This is a genomic window from Gleimia europaea ACS-120-V-Col10b (assembly GCF_000411155.1).
In the GTDB taxonomy this organism is placed as follows: domain Bacteria; phylum Actinomycetota; class Actinomycetes; order Actinomycetales; family Actinomycetaceae; genus Gleimia; species Gleimia europaea_B.
The window spans coordinates 871024-892476 of sequence record NZ_KE150266.1; the positions used below are offsets into that span (position 1 = coordinate 871024).

A 21453-nucleotide genomic window follows, 5' to 3' on the forward strand; every position below is an offset into this window, starting at 1 on the left:
TCATGCTTTTTGATGACGCGGCTGATGCTTATCTGCGCGCCGAAGCGCTGTATCTGACTTTGTTATTCTCGTCGCTGGATAGGCATCACTAGCCTCATTCATAATCGCGTTTGCGGCGTCACGATCAGTCTTACTGATTGCCGCAGACCAATTCTGGTAGTGGGAGGAAATTGCTTCTACATCGCCATCAGCAACAACTTCGCCTTCATGCAACCAGATCACACGATTACACATACGCTTGATGACACCTACCGAGTGCGACACCAAGAAGATAGTTCCCGCATTCGAAAGCATCGCTTGCATGCGTTCCTCTGACTTTGCTTGAAAAGTCGAGTCACCCGTGGAAAGAGCCTCATCAATCAGGAGGATCTCTGGGCGCGCAGACGTTGCGATAGCGAATCGGAGACGAGCGCCCATACCCGAAGAATAGGTCTTCATTGGCCTGTAGATAGCATCCCCGATAGAACAAAACTCTTCTATATCCGGGATTCTCTGCCTAGCTTCCGCAGGACTAAAACCAAGTGCAAGAAGCCCCAATACAGCGTTTTCCACTCCGGATAACTCGGGCATCAATGCGCCATTAATACTTAGCAGCGAAGGCTTGGTCTTTGCTAACACAGTTCCTGTGGAGGGGGGTTCGCTTCCGGCCAGAACCCGCAACAACGTCGATTTTCCGGCTCCGTTTGCCCCCATCAAACCAATAAAATCCCCCTCAAATGCAGCGAACGAAACATCCCGAACTGCGTTCACTTTTACTTTCGGTGCACGACCAAGCGCAGTGGCAATAACTCTTTGTCCCAGTGTTGCCTTAGATCGCTCATTCGGATCAGAAGAGGTTGACAAGTATTCAACTGAAACACCGTCAACCACCATAGAAATAGTTTTATCGGCCTTCATCGTTCCAGAGCCTTACTCATATTAATCTCATTGCGCCAGATGAATAGGAAACCGAATACCGCTAGTCCAATGGACCAAACCCCGAAATATATCCACAAGCTGAGAGGGGGAACCTCTCCCCGCAACAAGAGCGTTCGTAAAATCTCAAGGTAGGTCCAAGCGGGATTCAAACGCATAATATCTTGCATAACCGGCTTGTCAGAGAACATTTCAATTGACCAGAAGATTCCCGAGGCATAAAACCAGAGGCGACTAAACAATCCGATCACAAACCGGATATCAGGAACCAGCGTTGCAAACGTTGCGGTAATAGAAGCGATGCCTACGCACATTGGGACGGCAAGAAGATAAACCACCGGCACCAGTAGCCAACCAAGCATTGGCATAGAGTGCGGCGGCACCGCCACGATGAAAATAAGCATTGCCAAGAACGTCGGAATAAAATCTATATATATCCGCATTACATACGACAGCACCAAGGAAAACTTTGGGAACTGGAATGTGCGAACGAGATTACGACCTGATCCTTCAATAGCAGACGTGGCATTAAGTGATTGCGCCAGTACGTTGAAGGAAATGAGTCCGACCACGAGGTACCCAACAAAGTTGTCCATACCACGGTCAAAACTCAAGAGAACCGCAAAAATGAAGTAATAGATCGCGGAGTTCAAAAAAGGTTCGATGATGAGCCAAGCTTGCCCAAGGGCCGTATCCTTGATTGATCCAAATGCCCGCGCTCGACTTTCCATGAGCGTGAAATGGCGCCGCTTCCACACCTGCGCAACATAGGAGGACAAGGTTGGCCGCATACTTAGACGGACGAAATCGCTAACGTCATATCTCGCTGGAACAAGATTTGTTATTGGCTGGTTATCCGTTTTGGTAGCAGCTCGTTTCGGAAGCTCATTAGGCGTATCTGACGTGCTCTCGGACAATACAAATTCCTCAATATGTGGGACCCATACGAAGCTCAGTTCTTCTCAGTTTACCCGAGGCGAACGAAAACGTTCGATCGCGGATCTATGTGGCATTTACCATAACCAAACGAGGATTCTGGACGCAGCACCGCAAATGTTAGACATCGCTGACAGTGAAACACAACTAATCGCCGTAACTGCCAAGATCGGCCCACCATTGTGCTCTCTTGAAGCGCGCTCGTGCCTCGGCCTCGCCAAAACGTAGCGAGGACGAGGCTACGAGCGACAACGTGACCGCCGCGCACCGGGCGTATAGGTCGGTAGCTGGAACCTCTCGCTGTGCGCTGATGCGCCACGCTTCAAGCACAGTTTCTGACTCGGGGTAGGAGCGGCAACGCCGGCCTGGCAAGAACTGGTCTAAGCGGGTTCGCCACGGTTCGGTTGCAGACGCATACACCCACGAGTTTGGAGAAAGGAAGGGCAACACCGACACGTGCGCTAACAGGCAGGCATAATCGTCCGCGCGCGTTCCTGGCCCCAGCGAATCTAAATCCAACACCGTAGAAATGCGTCCGTCTGCGGTCAATAGGTTCGCCTCGAAAAAATCACCGTGCGCGGGAACCAGCTGCGGATTTGGAGTCAACATCGAATCGATTTGCTCCACCAAACGCGCGGCGGGTGCCTCCAAATCTGGTATTGACTGCCCAATCGCTTTCGCATGGTGGCGCCGCCTGTCCGTCCATGACTTTTGGCGTGGCAAATCCGCAACCGCAGGTGGGAGAGCGTCCAAGACCTCTCTAATCTGCCCAAACATGCGCGCTGCCTGCAGGGGCTTTTGCGAAATCAGATTCGCAAGCGGCGCGCCGCGCCCGTGCGCTTGTACAATCACGCCCTCGCTAGGCGCACCTAGCACGGGTGCGAACGGGAAGCTAGATCCCTCCAGGGTAGAAATTGCCTGCAAGAGCGGCTGTTCCAAACCCGGCCGCAACACCTTTGCCCACGCGCGCACCTGGGCTCCATCACTGACGCGCACCATCGCCCTGCGGGTGGGGCGGTAAACCACCCTCGTCAAACGCGGCTCGGTAATGCCTGTAAACGCGCCCACTTTCGCGCTGTTGCTGGCCCATTCAAGGCCCGGCAACTGCGGATCTCGCGGCAATGTCCACACGCTGATCTGCGCCGGCTCCTGATCCGCCTCGACGGCGAGGATTCGTGGATCCACCCGCAGCGACGCGGCCGCTCCGCGAGGCACCCGCTCCGTTGACGCCACCGTCCAAACCGTCATCGCGCGTGAGGCGCTTGCCAAACGCACCTCGAACACGATGGAGGCACCCGCATTGGGGCGCGCATGGGTTGAAACCACCTGCCACGAGGCGACCTCGTAATCCGTTAAATACCGCAAACCATAAGCGGCCTCGGTAAGCGGCAACGCGGGCGCCGAACGCAAAGCCGCGCCGATCAGCTCCTGCGCGCCATCGCCGGCCATGAATTCGATCAGTCTCCGATGCGAAATCACAATCCAATCCCATCACACAGGTGGGTAAATCGTTGTGTTTCGTGGAAGACTTTAGGCATGAAAGACCTAGCTGCCCTCCCCAAAGCCCACCTGCACCTGCACTTCACCGGTGCGATGCGGCCCGCAACTATGGTCCAACTTGCGCAGCAAATGCGTATTCGCTTGCCCCACCACCTGCTGGAGAACGACCCCATGCGCGTGCCCGCAAACGCGCGCGGGTGGTTCAGGTTCCAACGCTCCTACGACTCCGCTAGAGCGCTCGTGCGCACCGAAGAAGTCATGCGCCGCATCATCCGCGAGGCCGCTGAAGACGACGCTGCCGAAGGCTCCCGCCGACTCGAAATCCAGGTTGATCCCACCTCCTACGCCCCATGGGTTGGCGGCCTTACCCCAGCCCTCGAAATCATTCTTGACGAAGCCAAAACCGCCAGCCACGACACCGGCGTGGACATCGGAGTGATCGTTGCAGCCTCACGCATCCGCCACCCCCTGGACGCACGTACCCTTGCTCGCCTCGCCGTCCAATACGCCGGCGATCAACCCGGCGAAGTAATCGCGTTCGGGTTATCCAACGACGAAACTGCGGGAGACACCTCCCAATTTTCGGCGGCGTTTCGTATCGCGCGACATGGCGGTCTTGAAGGCGTGCCCCACGCGGGTGAGCTACTTGGCCCCACGCACGTGCGCGACGTAGTTGCCCATCTCAAACCCCAGCGGCTTGGACACGGCGTGCGCGCCTACGAAGATCCGGAGCTACTCGCCCGTCTCATCGACGAAAACATCGCATTCGAAGTGTGCCCCGCGTCCAACGTGTCACTCGGGGTATTCCAAAACCTCGACGAAGTTCCCCTGCGCACCATGTTTGACGCCGGCGCCACCATTGCTCTCGGGGCCGACGACCCGCTTCTATTTCGCTCCCGCCTGCTAGACCAATACGAGTTCGCGCGCTCTGCCGGATTCAGCGACGCCGAACTTGCCTCCCTGGCGCGCTCCTCAATCGAGGCATCGCTAGCCTCGTCCACCAACAAGGCCCGCTGGAAGCGTGAGATCGACCAGTGGCTACACGGGCCAGACGACGTTGCAACGCGCGGGGCTGGAGCGGACAATACCCGCCGTTGCTGAGGAGGCACGTTGAGCGATTACACCGTTACAAACTCCCTCGTTTCCATCGGCGACGGAATGCTCATGCGCGTACACCGATTTTGCCGCGACTTCATTGACGAGGGCGCGCCCACGTTCGTCCTCGTCCACGGCATCGGCGTCTCATCCGAATACTTCGTGCCGCTAGCGCAACGCCTGGTTGAACACGGCGACGTGATTACGCTCGACCTACCGGGATTTGGTGACACCACGCGCCCACCCCACCCACTGTCCATCGCCGGATTTGCCGCCGCTACGCACAAGATCATGCGATTTGAAGGCGTTAAAAATCCCGTTATGCTTGGACATTCGATGGGCGCGCAAGTAGTCACCGAAATGGCGGCGCGCGACCCGGAGTGGATCAACCGCATCCTCCTGATCGGCCCGCCCATCAACGCTTTAGAGCGCACATTTGTGCAAGCCGGATTGCGGTTTGCACAGTCCTCCATCTTTGAGCCTTTTGCAGTCAGCCGATTCGCCGTGGGCGCATACCTGCGCTCCGGCCTCGCCTGGTTCATGGAAACCCTGCCGCAAATGGTTGCCTACCCCATCGGAGTGCGCCTAGCCGACGCGCGCGCCCGCACCTACCTCATGCGCGGGGAGCACGACGCCGTAGCGCCGCGCACCTGGCTAGAAGACCTCCGCCTCGCTGCCGCGAGCGGCACTGGCCTGGACGCCCCGATTTTTGAGGTCAAGGATGGCGCGCACTCCGTTATTGTTGCGCACGCTGACGAAGTTGCTCACGCTCTCATCACCCTATCCCAAGAGCCGCCTGCAAAAGCTTCGCCAAGGGCAGAAGCGGGGAACGTAGCCGGGCAGGAGCGCGTCAAACAGCTTGCTGAGACCGCCGCGAGTGCCGCTCGCACGCCTGAAACCGGAAGCGGAGTGTGGGAGCAGTTGCGCGAAAACTCGGTAACCACACCGCCCCTTCGGCGTGCCACGGTTATCGCCCTCACTGACTACGCGCGCTCTGGCGTTCAGGCTCTACGTGCTGCGCTTATTCGCGCCGGCCTTGCCGGCGAGCCCGCTGCATCCATGCGCTTCGCGGGCGGGTCCGTCTGTATTGGCATTCCCGGCATCGTTGAAACCAGTGAACACCTGCACCTAGCCGGCCACGCCCTCCACAGCGCCGGCTGGGACGTACACTTTGTGACCGCCCTCGATCACCTAAACGGGCCCATCCCACTGTTTGCGCGCAGGCTAGAAAAATACCTCGCCGACCAAAATCTTCAAGACGTTGTACTGTTCGCGCACTCCAAGGGCGGACTCATTGGCAAAACCGCCATGACCGGACCGCAGGGGTGGCGCATCCGCGCCATGGTCACGCTGGGAACTCCCTACGCGGGCTCGCCGCTGGCTAACTACGCGCCCAAACTGCTACGGGTTGCCGACATGCGTACCGATGCGCTCAGCCTGCGAACCCAGTACGAAGACATCCGCGTCAACCCGCGCATCACCTCAATTCAAGCCCGCTGGGATCAGCAGGTGCCCAACGGATCGTGGCTCCCCGGCGCGCGCGTAGTCACCGCCAACGTCTACGGTCACAACAACCTGCTCACCGCGCCCGCCGCTCTGCGCGTGCTCGTAGCCGAAATGGAGCGGCACAAGCCGCGCGCGTAACCGTTGTTCAAGCACGCGGCTTATAGGCACACGCTTTTTACGAGGCTCTGCCGCGCCGACTCTCTCAGGCTCACTGCAAAACGCTACTTGGTGGCCGGTAGCGGCGGCAGATCCCAGCCCACGCGAACAGGTTCGGGCACCAACTCAATCTGCCACTTTTCCCACACCCCATCACGCACCGCCGCAGCGAGGCGAGCCACATCCTCCAGCGAAGCCGACCCCGTATTCGAGATCGCCAAAACATGATCCGAAGAAAGCGCCGCCTCCGAATCCGCTTCCAACTTAAACCCGCGATCAAAACCCGAATGGTTAATCAACCAGGCGGCCGATACTTTAACCACGCCCTCCTCGACACTATCCCCGTCTGGCACAGTGCCCGCAGGAGCAACCTTGCGAACTGGGAACACCGGAGCGTCCGGCGGCAATTGCTTAGCGGCATCCTCGGAAATAATCGGGTTAGTGAAGAACGAACCCGTTGACCACGTATTGCGATTCTCGTCATCGAGAACCATTGACTTGCCGCGACGCAGCTCCAACACCGCCGCGCGCACATCCCGCTGATCCGCGCGCTCACCAACCTGCACGCCAAGGCTTTGCGCCAACTGCCCATAGCCAATCGGCAAAGACAGCGACGCGTGCGTGAACTGGAACTCCACCCACAGCACAATCCAGCGGCCCGTTGGCCCCCACAAACGCCCCTGCGATAAGGACGGATCAAACGTCGAACGCTTCAACACCGACGTGCGGTAGCCAAACTCTAAATCCGCTAACGCCAGCGTCTTGCGACGCTTTTCCAACCGGTCATAGACGCGGATCGCCGCGATCGTATCCGCAACCTCCTTGCCATACGCCCCCACGTTCTGCACCGGAGATGCACCCACAGTTCCGGGAATACCAGACAGGGCTTCCAAGCCTGACCAGTCATTCTCCACCGCAGCCGCAACAAACTCATCCCACGCCATGCCCGCATCCACGCGCACCACAGCGCCACCGCAACCCGAATCGTGCACCAGCGTGTAACCGGATCGGCCATCGCGCACCACGACGCCCGCGAATGGCTCATCCGCCACCAGCAGATTCGAACCGCCACCCAGCATCAGCACCGGCTTGCCAGCCTCATCCGCAGCGCGCACGGCCTCTACAATCTCGTCCTCGCTACGCGCAACGATCAGACTCTGAGCCTCACCGCCCACCCCCAGCGTGGTCCAATCAGCCAGGCGTTTCGACCCCTCGTCATACTGGCGGTTTGACTGCACCGGCGTTACCGGGCTGGGATTTTCAGTGCGGGGGAAAAAACTACAGGTATCCATATCGACCTCTCTTGCGCCCACTCGCGGGCACAACGCAAACAAAGCCGAGCCGAACGGCCCGTCTCCTACGCGTCTTCATCAATATAACGAGCCAAATACAGGGACAACAGCACTGGAAGCACCACGAACCCGAGAGCGCTACGGTACCCCACTAACTGCGCAATATGACCAATCACCGGCGGGCCAACCAAAAACGCCCCGTAACCGATCGTGGACAATACCGAAATGCGTGCTGCCGTCATCTTCGGATCCGTTGATAGTGCCGAGGCCGCCGTGGGGAACCCCAGCGAAGCACCAATGCCCCAACCGGTTATACCCAACAAAGCCAACCACGGCCACGGAGACAGGGCGAACAAGAGCAAACCCGCCACCGCAATCGCGAGGAACACCTGGAGCATAGGACGCGGGCTCCACCTGCGCTGCATGCGCGGCGTTAGCAAACGAGTTGCAGTTAGCACCGCCAAGAAGAACGCAAGCGCCGCCGTCCCCAGCGCGTGAGAAACATCGAAACCATCAACAATGGCCAGTGGAATCCAATCGTTTGCCGCGCCCTCCATCAGACCCGTTCCAATAACCATCACGCCGATCAAAACCGTGCGCTTTTCCCGCCACGCAGCCTTTGTTCGCTTTGTGTTTGACGCCCCCGACTCATCCGTTGAAATCGACGCCACAATCCACTGCGGTACATATAGTAATCCCGTTAAAAACATGACGACCACAGTCGCTGCTATCACGCCAAGGAGGTGCGCTTTCACTCCCACGTGCAAGTAGGCCATAAGCACACCTGCCAGTGCGGCCGTCACCGTACCTATAGAATAGGATGCGTGATACCAGGGCATCACCCGCCTACGCGAAAGCACCTCCACGTACCCGGCCGCGATATTCATCGTGGTATTCGCCATAGACGTGCCCATATTCGCTACAAACAGCGAAACTGCAAGTAGCATCGCACTGCCCTGATCTAAAGTTGCGATCACTGCCGCCATGCCAACGCACCACAGGGAAAAGCCTGACCACATAGTTACGCGCGGACCAAAACGACCCGCCACCGGACCGGTAGCTGGAAGCGCAATAACCGAACCCAGCGAATCTATCAAAAGAACATTGCCAAGCGTTGCCGGATCCAGCGAAAACGCGTCGCGAATAGATGGGATACGCGAAAGAAACGAGGCCAAAGTGAACCCAGAAAAGAAGAAAGTCATCGCCGTCGCGTACGACGCGCGCCTGTAAACAGGTGAATCCGGCCTCGGAATCTCCACAGTGTCCCCCTTCTCTTAACCCGATATTACAGCTCGCCTAGCAATAACACGCGTTCGCGCAAAACAAAAGAGCCCCCAAAAACTGGGGGCTCTCAAACCCGAACTTAGCGAGTTTCGCGGTGCAACTTAGATGAGCGGCAACGCGGACAGTACTTCATAAGCTCGAGACGATCCGGCGTGTTACGACGGTTCTTCTTCGTAATGTAGTTGCGCTCCTTGCACTCCGAGCAGGCCAGAGTAATCTTAGGGCGAACGTCAGAAGCCTTGCTAGCCATCCCTTTTCCTTTCAATCTGCTCGGCGTTTCCTCACTGAGGATGAGCCGGTAGCGGGGGCGGGGCTCGAACCCGCGACCTCACGATTATGAGTCGTGCGCTCTCACCAACTGAGCTACCCCGCCGCTTGGGGTTTGCCGACACTACCTGTGCCCACAAACAGAGCCCCGAAAGGGAATCGAACCCTTGACCTTCTCCTTACCATGGAGATGCTCTGCCGACTGAGCTATCGGGGCAACGCGTGCAACTTTACTCGAATCAGAGCCGCCGAGGCAACCCGCAGAACCGAGTTAATCGTCACACAGCCTTTCGGCTTGTGGCGGAGGAGGGATTTGAACCCCCGAAGCATAACGCGGCTGATTTACAGTCAGCTCCCTTTGGCCGCTCGGGCACTCCGCCATTGTCGCAAACATTCACTGCTTGGCGACGCCAATGAAGACTATCAAACCTGAACCACAAAACGCCAATTCATTCAGGCTGGAAACTGAGGTTAGTGATGCATGTCCTACACATGTGCCAACCGCACCTCGAAAACCTAATATCCCGCCATTCGCTCAAGGCGCTCAATGCGCTGCTCCATCGGCGGGTGCGTGGAGTACAAACTGCGCAAGCTAGCTCCCCTAAACGGGTTGGCGATCATCATCGCAGCGGTAGTTTCCCGCGATGGCGACGGCTGCAGGGGCGACATGGTGTTGCCGCGCTCCAACTTACGAAGCGCCGAAGCCAGCGCCAACGGATCCCCCGAAAGTTCCGCACCATCATGATCCGCATCAAACTCGCGCGTGCGTGAAACCCCCAACTGCAACATCGTGGCCGCAAACGGAGCCAAAAGAATCATCAGCAAACCCGCAATCGGATTTCCACCCTCATTATTGCGACCTCCCCCAAAGAAGAACGCAAACTGAGCGAGCGATGTAATCACCTGCGCCATACCCGCCGCTATTGTCGAAGTCAAAATATCGCGGTTATACACGTGGCTAAGCTCATGCCCAAGCACCGCCCTAAGCTCCCTGTCATCCAATAGCTGCATAATGCCGCTGGTGCAACAAACCGCCGCGTTCTGCGGATTCCGTCCCGTAGCGAACGCATTTGGAGTAGCCGTGGGCGCAATGTAGAGCCTCGGCTGCGGCTGTCCTGCCCGCGCCGACAACTCCTCTACCATCGCGTACAGCTTGGGGGCCTCCTGCGGCGTCACCGGCTGCGCGTTCATAGACCTAAGCGCCAGCTTGTCCGAATTCCAATACGTGTACAGATTCATGCCAAACCCGAACACAATCGCAGCGAGCAGCCAGGAACTATTTCCCGTACCCCGAGAAATGGCCCAGCCAATCAGTACTACCAACGCCCACATGGCCGTCAACAAAACAGCCGTTTTCAAACCGTTTCTATTCATGCCTAACCTCAAACATGACGAATCTTAAGACTTACATTAAACGCGAATGCTTAAAGATTGCTATAAAACTGCCGAATAACCCGTTAGATGAGTGGTGGGGCGACAACCAATGTCACCGCCCCACCACTCATACCGACTCCAGAGTCACTCGCCCGGCTGGCCAATCAAATCCGTCTCGCCCAAGTCTTCACCCTTAGAGATGCGAATCATGGCCTCGCGCGACACCACCTTCACGCGCTCACGCAGGCCACGGCCACCAACGACCTCACCGAAGTCTGCACCAAGCTTCTGCTCGTACTCATCCAGAAGCTCCCAACCGTGCCACTCGGTGTAACGCACGCCGCGCTCGTTCAAGAGATTAATCATCGCATCGTGCCCAACGGCCTCAGAGGTCGCGTGCAACTTACCCGCCTGCGCGTCCTCCACCAGCATCGCAATCGTCTCTTGCGCATCAGACTTCGTTGAGCCAATCAAACCCACCGGACCGCGCTTTACCCAACCGGTGGTGTAAAGCCCCGTGATCGGCACTCCCGCCTCGTCAACCACACGCCCAGACTCGTTTGGAATTACGCCGCGATTGTCATCAAACGGCACGCCCTCAATCGGGCTAGAGAAGTAGCCAACCGCGCGGTACACCGCCTGCACCGGGGTTTCAATAAACTCGCCCGTGCCGCTAACCGTGCCGTCACCATTCAACTTCGTGCGCTCCGTGCGAATCGCCGCGACATTACCATCCTCATCCGCCACAATCTCACTGGGCGAATGGAACATGTGGATATGAATCCGCCGGCTTGCCGTATGCTCCTCCACCATCGCGTAGTTGGTCAGCGTCTTCACAACCTGCTTCGTCTGATTCGACGCGCGGATAGCCTCCTGTGACCCCTCGTCAAAATCGAAGTCTTCCTCGTAAACAATCACGTCCACGTCCGGCTGCTTACCCAACTCACGAAGCTCTAGCGGCGTGAACTTCATCTGCGCCGGACCGCGCCTGCCAAAAACGTGCACGTCCGTAACCGGATTCGTAGACAGGCCCTCGTACACGTTCTGCGCGATCTCGGTGGTTAGCATGTCATCCGCGTGCTTTGCGAGGACACGGGCCACATCCAGCGCTACGTTACCGGCGCCAATCACCGCGATCTCCTTGGCCTGTAGCGGCCACTGGCGCGGATGATCAGGATGGGAGTCATACCAGGACACAAAATCAGCCGCGCCATGCACCTGCGGCAAATCCGCGCCCGGAATGTTGAACGGCTTATCGCGATCCGAACCGGTTGCAAAAATCACCGCATCATAGTGCTCGTTCAAGTCCGCAACCGTGATGTCTCTGCCCACGCGCACGTTACCCAGTAGGCGGATATCACCACGCTGCAAAATCTTGTACAGGGCCACAATGATCTGTTTGATACGCGGGTGATCTGGCGCAACACCGTAACGCACCAGGCCGTAAGGCGCGGGAAGCTGCTCGAATAAATCAATTGCCACGTCCAAACCAGACTTCGACAAAATGTCGGCCGCGTAAATACCCGCCGGGCCGGCTCCAATTACCGCAACATTTAGTGGACGCGCAGAGCTCACTTACTTCCCTCGATCCTTAGGAATAATAATGCAACCTATAGTTTACGAAAATGCAAGGCCTTATTTCTACAAGACGCTGTAACTTCCGCCCTATCGCGCTCGCATTAGCCCTTGAAAAACGCCCCCTTTTTAAGGGGCGTTTCGTCTTGATCTAACCGGTTAAGCCATGCGGTCAACCGCAGCGTTCGCAAACTGAACCAGGGCTTCCTTAACCGCAGAATCCGGGATAGGCGCAAGTGCTTCCACCGCCAGGTCGGCCCACTCACGAGCCTTCGCCCTCGTTTCGTCCAACACCTCGTGGTGCTTCAAACGTTGCACCACGGAGGCGAGAAGGACGTCATCAGTGAGGTCACCGCCGTCAATGTCGGCAAGTAACTTCTTGCCCTCATCGTCTAGGAGGCCAGCCTCGCCGCGGCAACGCAAAAGCAGTATCGGCATCGTGGCAACCCCCTCAACTAAGTCAGTCCCAGCACTCTTGCCGGTCAGTGCCTCGTCGGAGGCGAAGTCAATCACGTCATCGGCAATCTGGAAAGCCACGCCAACTCGTTCACCAAAGATTCGCACCGCGTCCACAAGCTCGTCGTCCGCGCCTGACAGCCAACCCCCGAACACAGCTGATGCGGCAATCAGTGAACCAGTTTTATCCGCCAGGACCTGAATGTAGAAATCAACCGGATCCGCGTCGTGGGGGCCAAACGTTTCGTGAAGCTGGCCCATGCACAGGCGCTCGAAAGTCTGCGCGTGATACTCGATGATCCGCTGGCCAAGCTTAGACACCAGTAGCGAGGCGCGAGAAAACAGTACGTCTCCAGCCAAGATCGCACGGTTATTCCCCCACTGTAGCTGCGTTGCAGTGACTCCCCTACGCTGCGGCGCCGCGTCCATCACATCGTCATGGTAGAGAGTTGCCAAGTGGGTCAGCTCAACCGCGGTTGCAGCCGCCACGATCTCGTCAGAAGCAGGCTCGCCCTCGCTACCCAGATGTGCGCAGATGAGGGTGAGTGCGGGACGCAAGCGCTTTCCACCCGCTTTAGCGAGGTGTGATAGGAGTTCGTGGATAAGGTCATCCGACCCCTTCACCGAGTCGGTGAGCAACTGCTCAACTCGGGAGAGGTCGGATGACACCTGCTCTTCTAGAACTTCAAGCGAAAACTTCGATTCCGTCACGGTAGCAGTACAACCACATTCGCCAGCGCATCAAGAATCGGCTGCGGGAACACGCCCAGCAGGATCGTTGCCACGGCGGCAACAACAACTGCGATGAACGTGTAACCTTCCGACTTCACAACCACGGTGTTCTCACTCGGCTCAGTGAAGAACATGAGAACCACCAGGCGGAAGTAGTAGAACGCCGTGATTGCCGAAGCCACCAGAGCCAGGATTACCAGGCCGGTGTAGCCGGCGGAAATGCCTTCCGCAAACACTACGAACTTGCCGATGAATCCGGACGTTAGCGGAATGCCCGCAAACGACAGGAGGAAAATCAGCATGGCGCCGGCAACAAATGGCGACTTGCGTCCCAAACCAGCCCAGCGGGAAATCTCAGTGGCCTCACCCGTAATGTTCGCGTTTTCATCCGCCTGGCGCACAAGCGCAACTACGGCGAATGCGCCAACCGTGGCGATGCCGTAACCCAGCAGGTAGAACAGGACCGAGCCCGCAGTGCGTGACGTGGCCGCCAGAACACCAATGAGGAGGAAGCCAGCATGAGCGATCGAAGAGTATGCGAGGAGCCTCTTAACGTCGGTCTGAACCAGACCCACGAACGTACCGATCACGATTGTCAGTGCGGCAACCGCTGCGAAGATCCAAATCAGATCCCACTCGAGGCGAACGCCGATAGTCAGGTAGAGGCGAATCATCGTTGCAAAAGCAGCAACCTTAACGGCGGCCGCCATGAAACCCGTGATAGGCGTTGGAGCGCCCTGGTACACATCCGGTGTCCACGCGTGGAAAGGTGCGGCGCCAACCTTAAACAGCAGGCCGACCATAACCATGAACACGCCCACGATGAGCATCCAGTCCATGCCCGGAACCATCGGAACCTTGACCGAGATTTCGCTCAGAACCACGGAACCGGAGAAGCCGTACAGGAGCGCACCACCCATGAGAACGAACGCCGAAGCAAATGCGCCCAGCAAGAAGTACTTCAATGCGGCTTCCTGCGACAGCTGGCGACGACGACGAGCCGTTGCCACCAGGATGTACAGAGGCAAAGAGAGCACTTCGAGGGCGATGAACAGCGCGATCAACGTGTTTGCCGCCGGGAACACCATCATGCCGCCTAGCGAGAACAGCACGAGCGGGAAGATCTCCGTACGCTGGTATCCCTTCGCGATTGAGAGGTCTTCGTCCGAAGAACCGGGGCGGTCCGAAGGCTGGGCGGCGAACGCGCCGTCACCAAGCTCGGAACGATCCGCGATTACGAGCAGTGCCAGGAAGGCTACAACCAAGAGCAACGCCTGCGTTGCAAGCGTGAGCGTATCTTCGATGTACTCCCCATGTGCCTCAGGCATCTGTGCGATTTCAGCCCAGCGCGCCACAATGGCCACGAACGAGACGACAACTGCGATGATCGAGAGCAGAACCTGTGTGCCACGGCGCGCCTTGTGGGGAACAAATGCTTCCACGAGGACGCCGACAACGGCGGCTCCCAGAACGATCAGAATCGGGGCGAATGAGACCCAGGGAATCTGCGGGGCTTGAGTTACAAGATCCATTAGTTGTTGCTCCCTTCCGTGCCATCGAGCAAAGTGCTTGCTCCGGCGTCGCTTAGACGCTCAATGCGCGGCTGCAGGTTCTCGATAGCGCCATCAGCAACCGGGTTGAGCGCGCTTACCAGCGGAGCGGACCAAATACCGAGCACAACCATCGCGGCGATAAGCGGGGTGATAGCCCCCTTCTCGCGCATGTTCATGTCAGTAAACTTCTCTGCATTTGTTGGCGGCCCCGTGAAGATCGCCTGGTAAGGGATCAGCAGGTACAAAGCCGCCAGAACCACGCCCAGCACCGCGAAGATGGCTGCCAGCGGGCTAATCTTCCACGTGCCCAAAAGCACCATGAACTCGGGGACGAAGCCCGACAAGCCCGGGAGCGCAACCGATGCGAGACCGGCAACTAGCCAGGTGCCCGCAATAACTGGGGTTACGCGCTGCATGCCACGGTAGGCCGCGATCTCGCGCGTACCCCCACGCTCGGTGAGGAAGCCGGAGATCAGGAACATCGCCGCAATCGAAACTCCGTGCGCAACCATGTAGAACATGGCGCCCACCAAAGCTACGTGCGAGCCGATGTAAATACCGAGCACCATGAAACCAAAGTGCGACACGGACGTGAACGAAACGAGTCGCATGAGATCCTTCTGGCCGATGGCTGCCAGGCCACCGTACAGAATCGAAATGACAGCGAGGACGATGATTACCGGCGCGGCCGTACTCGAAGCATTCGGGAAGAGCGGTAGCGCCAGGGCAATCATTCCGTAGGTGCCGATCTTATCGAGGACACCAACCAGCAGAACCGACGTGCCCGGCCGTGCAGCCGCAGCGGTGTCAGGCAGCCAAGTGTGAACTGGAACCATCGGGGCCTTAATCGCGAATGCGATAAAGAACGAGATGAAGATCCACATCTCCACGTTGGAGGCCATCGGCGTTCCCGCGAGATTTTCCATGAGGAAAGCGTTGGGACCGTGATCCGAAACCACCCACAGGCCGATAACACCGGCAAGCATGATCAAGCCACCAAATAGCGAGTAGAGCAAGAACTTCAACGCAGCCGCGCGAGCGTTCTTGCCGCCGAAGCGGCCAATCATGAAGTAAAGCGGAATCAACATCGCCTCGAAAGCAATGTAGAACAGCACGACGTCGCGGGCCGCGAAGATCAGTACCATGAAGCCCTCAAGAATGAGGATAAGTGCCATGTACATGCTGGACTGGCGGGCCCCATCACGCTTGCCCGCATCCTCGTGCCAACCGGCGATGAGGACGATGGGCACGAGCGCAACCGCGAGAATAATCATCGCCATTGCGAGCTGATTTACGCCCAGGCCCCAGCTGACACCGATCGCTGGAATCCAGTTCTTCGTCTCCGCGAGCTGGTACGTATTAGTCGCAGACCAGTCGAGGGTAACTGCAGCCGCAATACCAAGAGCTAGTTCGACGAGAGACACGACCAGGGCGATGGGGCGGCCGATAACACGTAGCGGCGCCACGGTTACCACCAGGATGCCCACAATCATGGGTAGGGCAATCAGAATGGACAGCCACGGGATTGAAGCTGCCGAGATAACTTGCATTTCCATCAGTTTCCTCCGCTCTTAAATCCGCGTTGCCAAAATGACGACTAGGGCTAGTAGCACGCCACCTGACACGTACGCCGCGTAGGAGCGGACATAGCCGGTTTGTGCCTTCGACACAGCCCGTCCGGTGCCGGCCGCCAGTTTTGCAAGGCCGCGGACGATGCCGTCTACGAAGGAGTGGTCTGCTGCGGTCACGCCGCGCATAAGTGCTTGGCCGGGAACCATGAACAGGCCCTCGTTAAGTTGATCCTGGTAGAGGTCGTTGCGCGCCGCGTGAACGAGGGCTCCCGCTGCGGGTACGGCCTGCGAGACCTCTTCGCGTCCGTACTTCTTCCAGGCGAACAGCGCGCCGATAATCACGACGAGGAGGACGAGAACCTGGATTGCAATAACCGGCAACACCGGCTCTGCGTGCAGCGTCTCTCCAGTGACTGGCTCCAGCCAGGTGACGAACGCCGAGTTGATCGTCAGGAGGCCACCGAGGAACACGGCTCCAACCGCGAGAATAATCATCGGAACCGTCATTAGCGGTGATGACTCGTGCGGCTGAATAGGCTCACCTGCCATCGTCTTTGTCCAGCGGGCCTTGCCGTGGAACGTCATGAAGAACAGGCGCGACATGTAGAACGCGGTGATTCCCGCACCAACCAGGGCAACCGTTCCGAACACCCACCCGGGCCAGGAGGCCTCAATGTTGCCAAAGTTGTTGGCCGAGAACGCCGCCTCAATGATCGGATCCTTCGACCAGAAGCCGGAGAACGGCGGTACGCCGAGGATCGCGAGCCAACCCATCATGAAGGTGATCCACGTGATCTTCATCGCGCCCTTCAGGGCACCGAAGTTACGCATGTTCACCTGGTTGTCCATCGCGTGCATCACCGAACCGGCGCCCAGGAACATGAGTGCCTTGAAGAAGCCGTGCGTGAACAGGTGGAAGATCGCAAACGCCCAACCGATCGGGCCCAGGCCCGCACCGAGCATCATGTATCCGATTTGCGACATCGTGGATGCTGCAAGCACCTTCTTAATGTCATCCTTCGCGGTACCGATGATCGCTCCAAAGAGGAGGGTGATTGCACCTACGATTGCCACTACTGTTCCAGCGATAGGGGCTTGCAGGTAGACGGCGCCGGAGCGCACGATCAGGTAAACGCCTGCAGTAACCATCGTTGCCGCGTGGATGAGCGCGGAAACCGGCGTGGGGCCGGCCATGGCGTCGCCCAGCCAGGCTTGCAACGGGAACTGTGCGGACTTACCGGTTGCGGCAAGGAGCAGGAACAAGCCGATTAGCGTGGCCACGCCCTGCGACGCGCCAGTTACCTCTGCGGAAACCGTGCGGAAATCTACGGAGCTGAACTGGGCGACCATAACCATCATGGCCGCGAGCAGGCCCATGTCACCAACACGGTTCATGACGAACGCCTTCTTCGCTGCCGTGGCGTATTCGGGAACATAGTTCCAGAAGCCGATCAGCAGGTACGAGGCGAGGCCAACGCCTTCCCAACCGACAAACAAGATCGCGTAGGAGTTGCCGAGCACGAGGATCAGCATGGCCGCGATGAAGAAGTTCAGGTAAGCGAAGAACCGGCGGCGATCCGCGTCGTGTTCCATGTACGCAACCGAGTACACGTGAATGAGCGAACCAACGAACGTGACCAGCATGACGAACGTCATCGACAGCGGATCCATGAGGAGGCCGAAGTTGATCGTGAAGTCGCCAGCTGGGATCCACTCGAACAGGTTCATCTCCATAGAGCGTTCGGAGGCAGAAACGCCGAGCATCTGAATGATGATAGCCAGGCCAATGCCGAACGAAGACCAGGAGGCGAGGACGGCAAGCCAGTGGCCCCACCGGTCAGACACGCGCCCCAGTAGGAGCAGAAGGATAGAAACCGCGAGTGGGATCGCGATCATCAACCAGCCCAGTGATGCTACGCCGGAGGCCGCGATGGCCTCGACGGGTGCCTGGGGAAGAAGCATGGAGTAGTTCACCTTTCCTCCCTCAGTGCTTCAGTAGGTTGACCTCATCGACCGAGGTGGTGCGACGAGATCGGAAGATGGACACGATGATTGCCAGGCCAACTACGACCTCGGCGGCGGCAACGATCATGACGAAGAACGCCATCACTTGACCGGTGTAATCACCGTATATGCGGGAAAAAGTGATGAGGACCAGGTTCGCGGAGTTCAGCATTAGCTCAACTCCCATCAGTGAGATCACTGCGGAGCGGCGAACCATTACCACTGCGGCGCCGATCGAGAAGAGGATCATTGCCAAAATGATGTAGTACGAAATGCTCACTGCTCGTCCTCCTTAACTTCGGGCTCGCCAGCTTCGATTTCGGGGCGGGCCTCGTATTGGAGGAGACCGTCCGGGGCTTCCTCGCCGGCCATGCCCCACGTGCGGGCGTGTTCCACACTCTGGGTGGCGGCCACGCCGTGGTATGGGTGTTGCGGCTGCTTGCCGATTGCCTGCTCTCCGAGCGAGCGTGCAAGCTCCGGATCGAGGGAACCGATGGAGCGGTCAAGGCCGCGCACACGAACCACGCGCGGAATCGATTCTTGAACCGGCTTGTGAGTTTCACCCGAAATAGCACCAACGTCAAACGCCGTGGAGCGAGCGAACACGCCTGGCGCAGTGTACTGGCCAATGTGGCGGCCGGTTTCTGCGTAGGCGGACATCTTCGCGTCAACAACATGCTTTTGCGTGCGCTTCGGGGTGAGGCGATCGCCGTGAGTCAAAAGAACAGCTCCCACGGCGGCGGTAATCAGGAGCGAGCCGGCAAGTTCCATCGAGAACCAGTAGTTAGAGAAGAGGGCGAGCGCCAGGTTCTCCACCGGAGCGTTCGAGTACGGATCAACGCCGAAGTCTTTAACTGCCGGCAGATTTGCCTTCCAAACCACTGCGGACAGGGCGAACGCCATAGTGCCCGCGCCAATCACGGCGAGCACAATGTTGCTTCGCTTTTGGTTCTGGTAGTTATCCGTTGCCTGCAGGCCGATCATCATAAGGACGAACAGGAACAGCATCATGATCGCACCCGTGTAGACCACGATCTGAACAACACCCATGAAGGGCGCTCCCTGCGCGAAGTAGAGGACGGAGAGGCCAAGCATGACCAGCACCATTGACAACGCCGCGTAGGCCGCCTTCTTAAAGAAGAGGACACCCAGGGCACCGAAAACCATGACCGCGGCGGTGATCCAGAATAGGACTGTCTCACCCGCGCCGATCGTGGCTACTGCATCAATTGGGGTCGGATTCACTTACTCTCGCCTCCTTCGGTTTCCATGCTAGCGAGAGCCATTTCGTTCTTTTCTGCGGCCTTAGCAGCGGCTTCCAAGGTGGGGTCGTCTGGGCGGTGTTCACGCACCCATTCAACCTGCGCCTTGGTGGGGCCGGTTACAGCGCCGCGGTAGTAGTCACCATCGGACAGCCCCTCCACCATCGGGTGCGGGGCAGCAAGCATGCCTTCTTCCATTGGGGCGAGAATCTGATCTTTTTCAAAGATCAGGTCGCGGCGATGGTAGTCGGCAAGTTCAAAATCGTTACCCATCGTGAGGGCGCGCGTGGGGCACGCCTCGATGCAGAGACCACAGAAGATGCAACGCAGGTAGTTCACCTGGTAGACGCGGCCGAAGCGCTCACCGGGAGCGTACTGCGCGTCCGGAGTGTTGTTCGCTGCTTCAACGAGGATCGCGTCCGCAGGGCACGCCCATGCGCAAAGCTCACAGCCGATGCACTTTTCGAGGCCGTCCGCGTAACGGTTGAGCTGGTGGCGGCCGTGGAAGCGGGGTTGCACGAACGGACCTTCGAACGGGTATTGCTCCGTAACTACCGGGCGGAACATCGACGAGATGGTTACGCCGAAACCAGCTACCGGCGCAAACAGGTTGCCCCAAAAGCCTTTCGGGTCGTGCTCGTAGAGCATCTCTTCGTTCTTGTCTTTACTCATCGCGCACTTCCTTCTGATCAGTTGCGACGGTGGCGGCCGGAACTAGACCCGCCCTCGGGGACGGGGGTAGCTGCTGGCCGGGTAGAGGCGGTACCGGGTAGCCGCCCGCGAACGGGTCAAATTCTCCTACCGGCTTAACTTCAGGCTCGGGGCGATCGAATATCCACAGGATGATCATGACGACGAGGAACACCGCCACGATTCCACCCGTGATCACAAGGAGTGAATCCGTTACCCACATGCGCACGCCCTGCAACGTTGCGACTAGTACTAGCCACACGAGGGAGGTTGGGATCAGGACCTTCCAGCCCAGCTTCATAAACTGGTCGTAGCGGAAACGCAGGAGCGTACCACGGATCCAAACCATGCAGAAGAAGAAGAACCACATCTTCAGGTTGAACCACAAGAAGCCCCACCAGCCGGAGTTAAAGTCGATGAAAGGAACGTAAGACAGGCCAAACGGTGCGTGCCAGCCGCCGAAGAACACCGTGGTTGCAACAGCGGAAACGTTAAACATGTTGATGTATTCGGACAGGTAGTACCAGCCGAACTTCATCGACGAGTATTCGGTCATGTGACCGGCAACCAGCTCGCCTTCAGCCTCGGGAAGGTCGAATGGGAGGCGATTGACTTCGCCCACCATCGAAATGAAGTAGACGATGAACGCGGGTAGGAGGGCGAACGCCCACCAAACGCTGTGCTGGGCCGCAACGATCTCGGAGGTGGAGATGGAGCCAGCCACGAGGAACACGGACACGAGCGAAAGACCCATCGCCAGCTCGTAGGAGATGACCTGCGCGGCGGCGCGAACCGAGCCGAGGAGCGGCAGAGTAGAACGCGTTGACCAACCACCAAGAACCGTGCCGTACAGGCCGATCGAGGCGATCGCCAGAATGTAGAGAATCGCGATTGGCGTGTCCGCCATCTGCAGTGGCGTAGAGCGCCCGAACATGTTCACATTCGGGCCCATCGGGATGACCGCCAGCACCATGAATGCGGAGAACGCAGAAATGGAGGGGGCAACGAAGTAGATGAACTTCTCTGCCTTGTCCGTCCAAATGTCCTCCTTGAACAGGAGCTTCACGGCGTCCGCAAATGCTTGGAACAGGCCGAGCGGGCCGGCAACATTCGGGCCCGGACGCGTTTGCATACGACCAAGACCACGTCGTTCAACCCAGAGCGCCAGGATCACTGACATGATCAGGAATAGCACGATGAACAGGGCCTTCAGTAGGCTCAGCCACCAGGTCTCTTCGCTGAAGTCAGCCGGCGCGGTTGTCGGTGGAGCAAACGGCATCAGAGT

General features: G+C 58.2%; 18 protein-coding genes and 3 tRNA genes. 2 read left to right on the forward strand and 19 right to left on the reverse strand.

The features are described 5' to 3' along the window. The 3 genes from HMPREF9238_RS03995 to HMPREF9238_RS04005 form a co-directional block, all read right to left on the reverse strand. Positions 1-897, reverse strand: a complete 897-nt coding sequence (locus HMPREF9238_RS03995) for an ABC transporter ATP-binding protein (protein WP_016444166.1) — start codon at positions 895-897, stop codon at positions 1-3. Beyond that, positions 894-1832, reverse strand: coding sequence for an ABC transporter permease (locus HMPREF9238_RS04000; protein ID WP_016444167.1), 939 nt, complete (start codon positions 1830-1832; stop codon positions 894-896). Before HMPREF9238_RS04000 ends, HMPREF9238_RS03995 begins: the two co-directional genes overlap by 4 nt. Before the next feature lie 166 nt (positions 1833-1998). Further along, positions 1999-3330, reverse strand: a complete 1332-nt coding sequence (locus tag HMPREF9238_RS04005; RefSeq protein ID WP_016444168.1) for a phosphotransferase — start codon at positions 3328-3330, stop codon at positions 1999-2001. 57 nt (positions 3331-3387) lie between these two features. On the opposite strand from HMPREF9238_RS04005, the gene HMPREF9238_RS04010 reads away from it, so the two are divergent. Then, positions 3388-4452, forward strand: coding sequence for an adenosine deaminase (locus HMPREF9238_RS04010; RefSeq protein ID WP_016444169.1), 1065 nt, complete (start codon positions 3388-3390; stop codon positions 4450-4452). Positions 4453-4461: 9 nt separating this feature from the next. Then, positions 4462-6090: an alpha/beta hydrolase gene (locus tag HMPREF9238_RS08585; RefSeq protein WP_016444170.1), complete on the forward strand. Its 1629-nt coding sequence runs from the start codon at positions 4462-4464 to the stop codon at positions 6088-6090. 83 nt (positions 6091-6173) lie between these two features. On the opposite strand, the gene HMPREF9238_RS04020 is transcribed toward HMPREF9238_RS08585, so the two are convergent. The 16 genes from HMPREF9238_RS04020 to nuoH all read right to left on the reverse strand — a co-directional run bounded on the left by HMPREF9238_RS04020 (position 6174) and on the right by nuoH (position 21447). Further along, positions 6174-7400, reverse strand: coding sequence for a UDP-N-acetylmuramate dehydrogenase (locus HMPREF9238_RS04020; protein WP_016444171.1), 1227 nt, complete (start codon positions 7398-7400; stop codon positions 6174-6176). A gap of 65 nt (positions 7401-7465) precedes the next feature. After that, positions 7466-8659: an MFS transporter gene (locus tag HMPREF9238_RS04025; protein WP_016444172.1), complete on the reverse strand. Its 1194-nt coding sequence runs from the start codon at positions 8657-8659 to the stop codon at positions 7466-7468. Positions 8660-8763: 104 nt separating this feature from the next. Beyond that, complete coding sequence (rpmG, locus tag HMPREF9238_RS04030; protein ID WP_016444173.1) at positions 8764-8934, reverse strand: 50S ribosomal protein L33; 171 nt, start codon at positions 8932-8934, stop codon at positions 8764-8766. Positions 8935-8983: 49 nt separating this feature from the next. After that, positions 8984-9057, reverse strand: a tRNA-Met gene (locus HMPREF9238_RS04035). Positions 9058-9095: 38 nt separating this feature from the next. Beyond that, a tRNA-Thr gene (locus HMPREF9238_RS04040) sits at positions 9096-9168 on the reverse strand. 81 nt (positions 9169-9249) lie between these two features. Next, positions 9250-9331: transfer RNA gene (locus tag HMPREF9238_RS04045), tRNA-Tyr, on the reverse strand. Positions 9332-9467: 136 nt separating this feature from the next. Then, positions 9468-10325 (reverse strand): zinc metalloprotease HtpX, encoded by an 858-nt coding sequence (gene htpX, locus HMPREF9238_RS04050; protein ID WP_016444174.1) that lies wholly within the window; start codon positions 10323-10325, stop codon positions 9468-9470. A 144-nt stretch (positions 10326-10469) separates the two neighbouring features. Beyond that, positions 10470-11900, reverse strand: a complete 1431-nt coding sequence (locus tag HMPREF9238_RS04055) for an FAD-dependent oxidoreductase (protein WP_016444175.1) — start codon at positions 11898-11900, stop codon at positions 10470-10472. A gap of 159 nt (positions 11901-12059) precedes the next feature. After that, positions 12060-13067: a polyprenyl synthetase family protein gene (locus tag HMPREF9238_RS04060; protein WP_016444176.1), complete on the reverse strand. Its 1008-nt coding sequence runs from the start codon at positions 13065-13067 to the stop codon at positions 12060-12062. Next, complete coding sequence (gene nuoN / locus HMPREF9238_RS04065; RefSeq protein ID WP_016444177.1) at positions 13064-14620, reverse strand: NADH-quinone oxidoreductase subunit NuoN; 1557 nt, start codon at positions 14618-14620, stop codon at positions 13064-13066. Before nuoN ends, HMPREF9238_RS04060 begins: the two co-directional genes overlap by 4 nt. After that, positions 14620-16197: an NADH-quinone oxidoreductase subunit M gene (locus tag HMPREF9238_RS04070; RefSeq protein ID WP_016444178.1), complete on the reverse strand. Its 1578-nt coding sequence runs from the start codon at positions 16195-16197 to the stop codon at positions 14620-14622. The genes nuoN and HMPREF9238_RS04070 overlap by 1 nt, the downstream gene beginning before the upstream one ends. 15 nt (positions 16198-16212) lie before the next feature. Beyond that, positions 16213-18174, reverse strand: coding sequence for an NADH-quinone oxidoreductase subunit L (nuoL, locus tag HMPREF9238_RS04075; RefSeq protein ID WP_040316701.1), 1962 nt, complete (start codon positions 18172-18174; stop codon positions 16213-16215). Between the two features lie 22 nt (positions 18175-18196). Beyond that, complete coding sequence (gene nuoK, locus HMPREF9238_RS04080) at positions 18197-18496, reverse strand: NADH-quinone oxidoreductase subunit NuoK (RefSeq protein ID WP_016444180.1); 300 nt, start codon at positions 18494-18496, stop codon at positions 18197-18199. Next, positions 18493-19461, reverse strand: a complete 969-nt coding sequence (locus HMPREF9238_RS04085; protein ID WP_016444181.1) for an NADH-quinone oxidoreductase subunit J — start codon at positions 19459-19461, stop codon at positions 18493-18495. The genes nuoK and HMPREF9238_RS04085 overlap by 4 nt, the downstream gene beginning before the upstream one ends. Further along, positions 19458-20150, reverse strand: coding sequence for an NADH-quinone oxidoreductase subunit NuoI (nuoI, locus tag HMPREF9238_RS04090; protein ID WP_016444182.1), 693 nt, complete (start codon positions 20148-20150; stop codon positions 19458-19460). The genes HMPREF9238_RS04085 and nuoI overlap by 4 nt, the downstream gene beginning before the upstream one ends. Further along, complete coding sequence (gene nuoH / locus HMPREF9238_RS04095) at positions 20143-21447, reverse strand: NADH-quinone oxidoreductase subunit NuoH (protein WP_040316704.1); 1305 nt, start codon at positions 21445-21447, stop codon at positions 20143-20145. Before nuoH ends, nuoI begins: the two co-directional genes overlap by 8 nt. Positions 21448-21453: the final 6 nt, after the last annotated feature.

Excerpts from the sequence above, each read along its gene's own strand:
- HMPREF9238_RS03995 (WP_016444166.1), bottom strand. The coding sequence starts at position 897 with ATGAAGGCCGATAAAACTATTTCTATGGTGGTTGACGGTGTTTCAGTT.
- HMPREF9238_RS04010 (WP_016444169.1), top strand. The coding sequence starts at position 3,388 with ATGAAAGACCTAGCTGCCCTCCCCAAAGCCCACCTGCACCTGCACTTC.
- HMPREF9238_RS04020 (WP_016444171.1), bottom strand. The coding sequence starts at position 7,400 with ATGGATACCTGTAGTTTTTTCCCCCGCACTGAAAATCCCAGCCCGGTA.
- rpmG (WP_016444173.1), bottom strand. The coding sequence starts at position 8,934 with ATGGCTAGCAAGGCTTCTGACGTTCGCCCTAAGATTACTCTGGCCTGC.
- htpX (WP_016444174.1), bottom strand. The coding sequence starts at position 10,325 with ATGAATAGAAACGGTTTGAAAACGGCTGTTTTGTTGACGGCCATGTGG.
- nuoN (WP_016444177.1), bottom strand. The coding sequence starts at position 14,620 with ATGGATCTTGTAACTCAAGCCCCGCAGATTCCCTGGGTCTCATTCGCC.
- HMPREF9238_RS04070 (WP_016444178.1), bottom strand. The coding sequence starts at position 16,197 with ATGGAAATGCAAGTTATCTCGGCAGCTTCAATCCCGTGGCTGTCCATT.
- nuoL (WP_040316701.1), bottom strand. The coding sequence starts at position 18,174 with ATGCTTCTTCCCCAGGCACCCGTCGAGGCCATCGCGGCCTCCGGCGTA.
- nuoI (WP_016444182.1), bottom strand. The coding sequence starts at position 20,150 with ATGAGTAAAGACAAGAACGAAGAGATGCTCTACGAGCACGACCCGAAA.
- nuoH (WP_040316704.1), bottom strand. The coding sequence starts at position 21,447 with ATGCCGTTTGCTCCACCGACAACCGCGCCGGCTGACTTCAGCGAAGAG.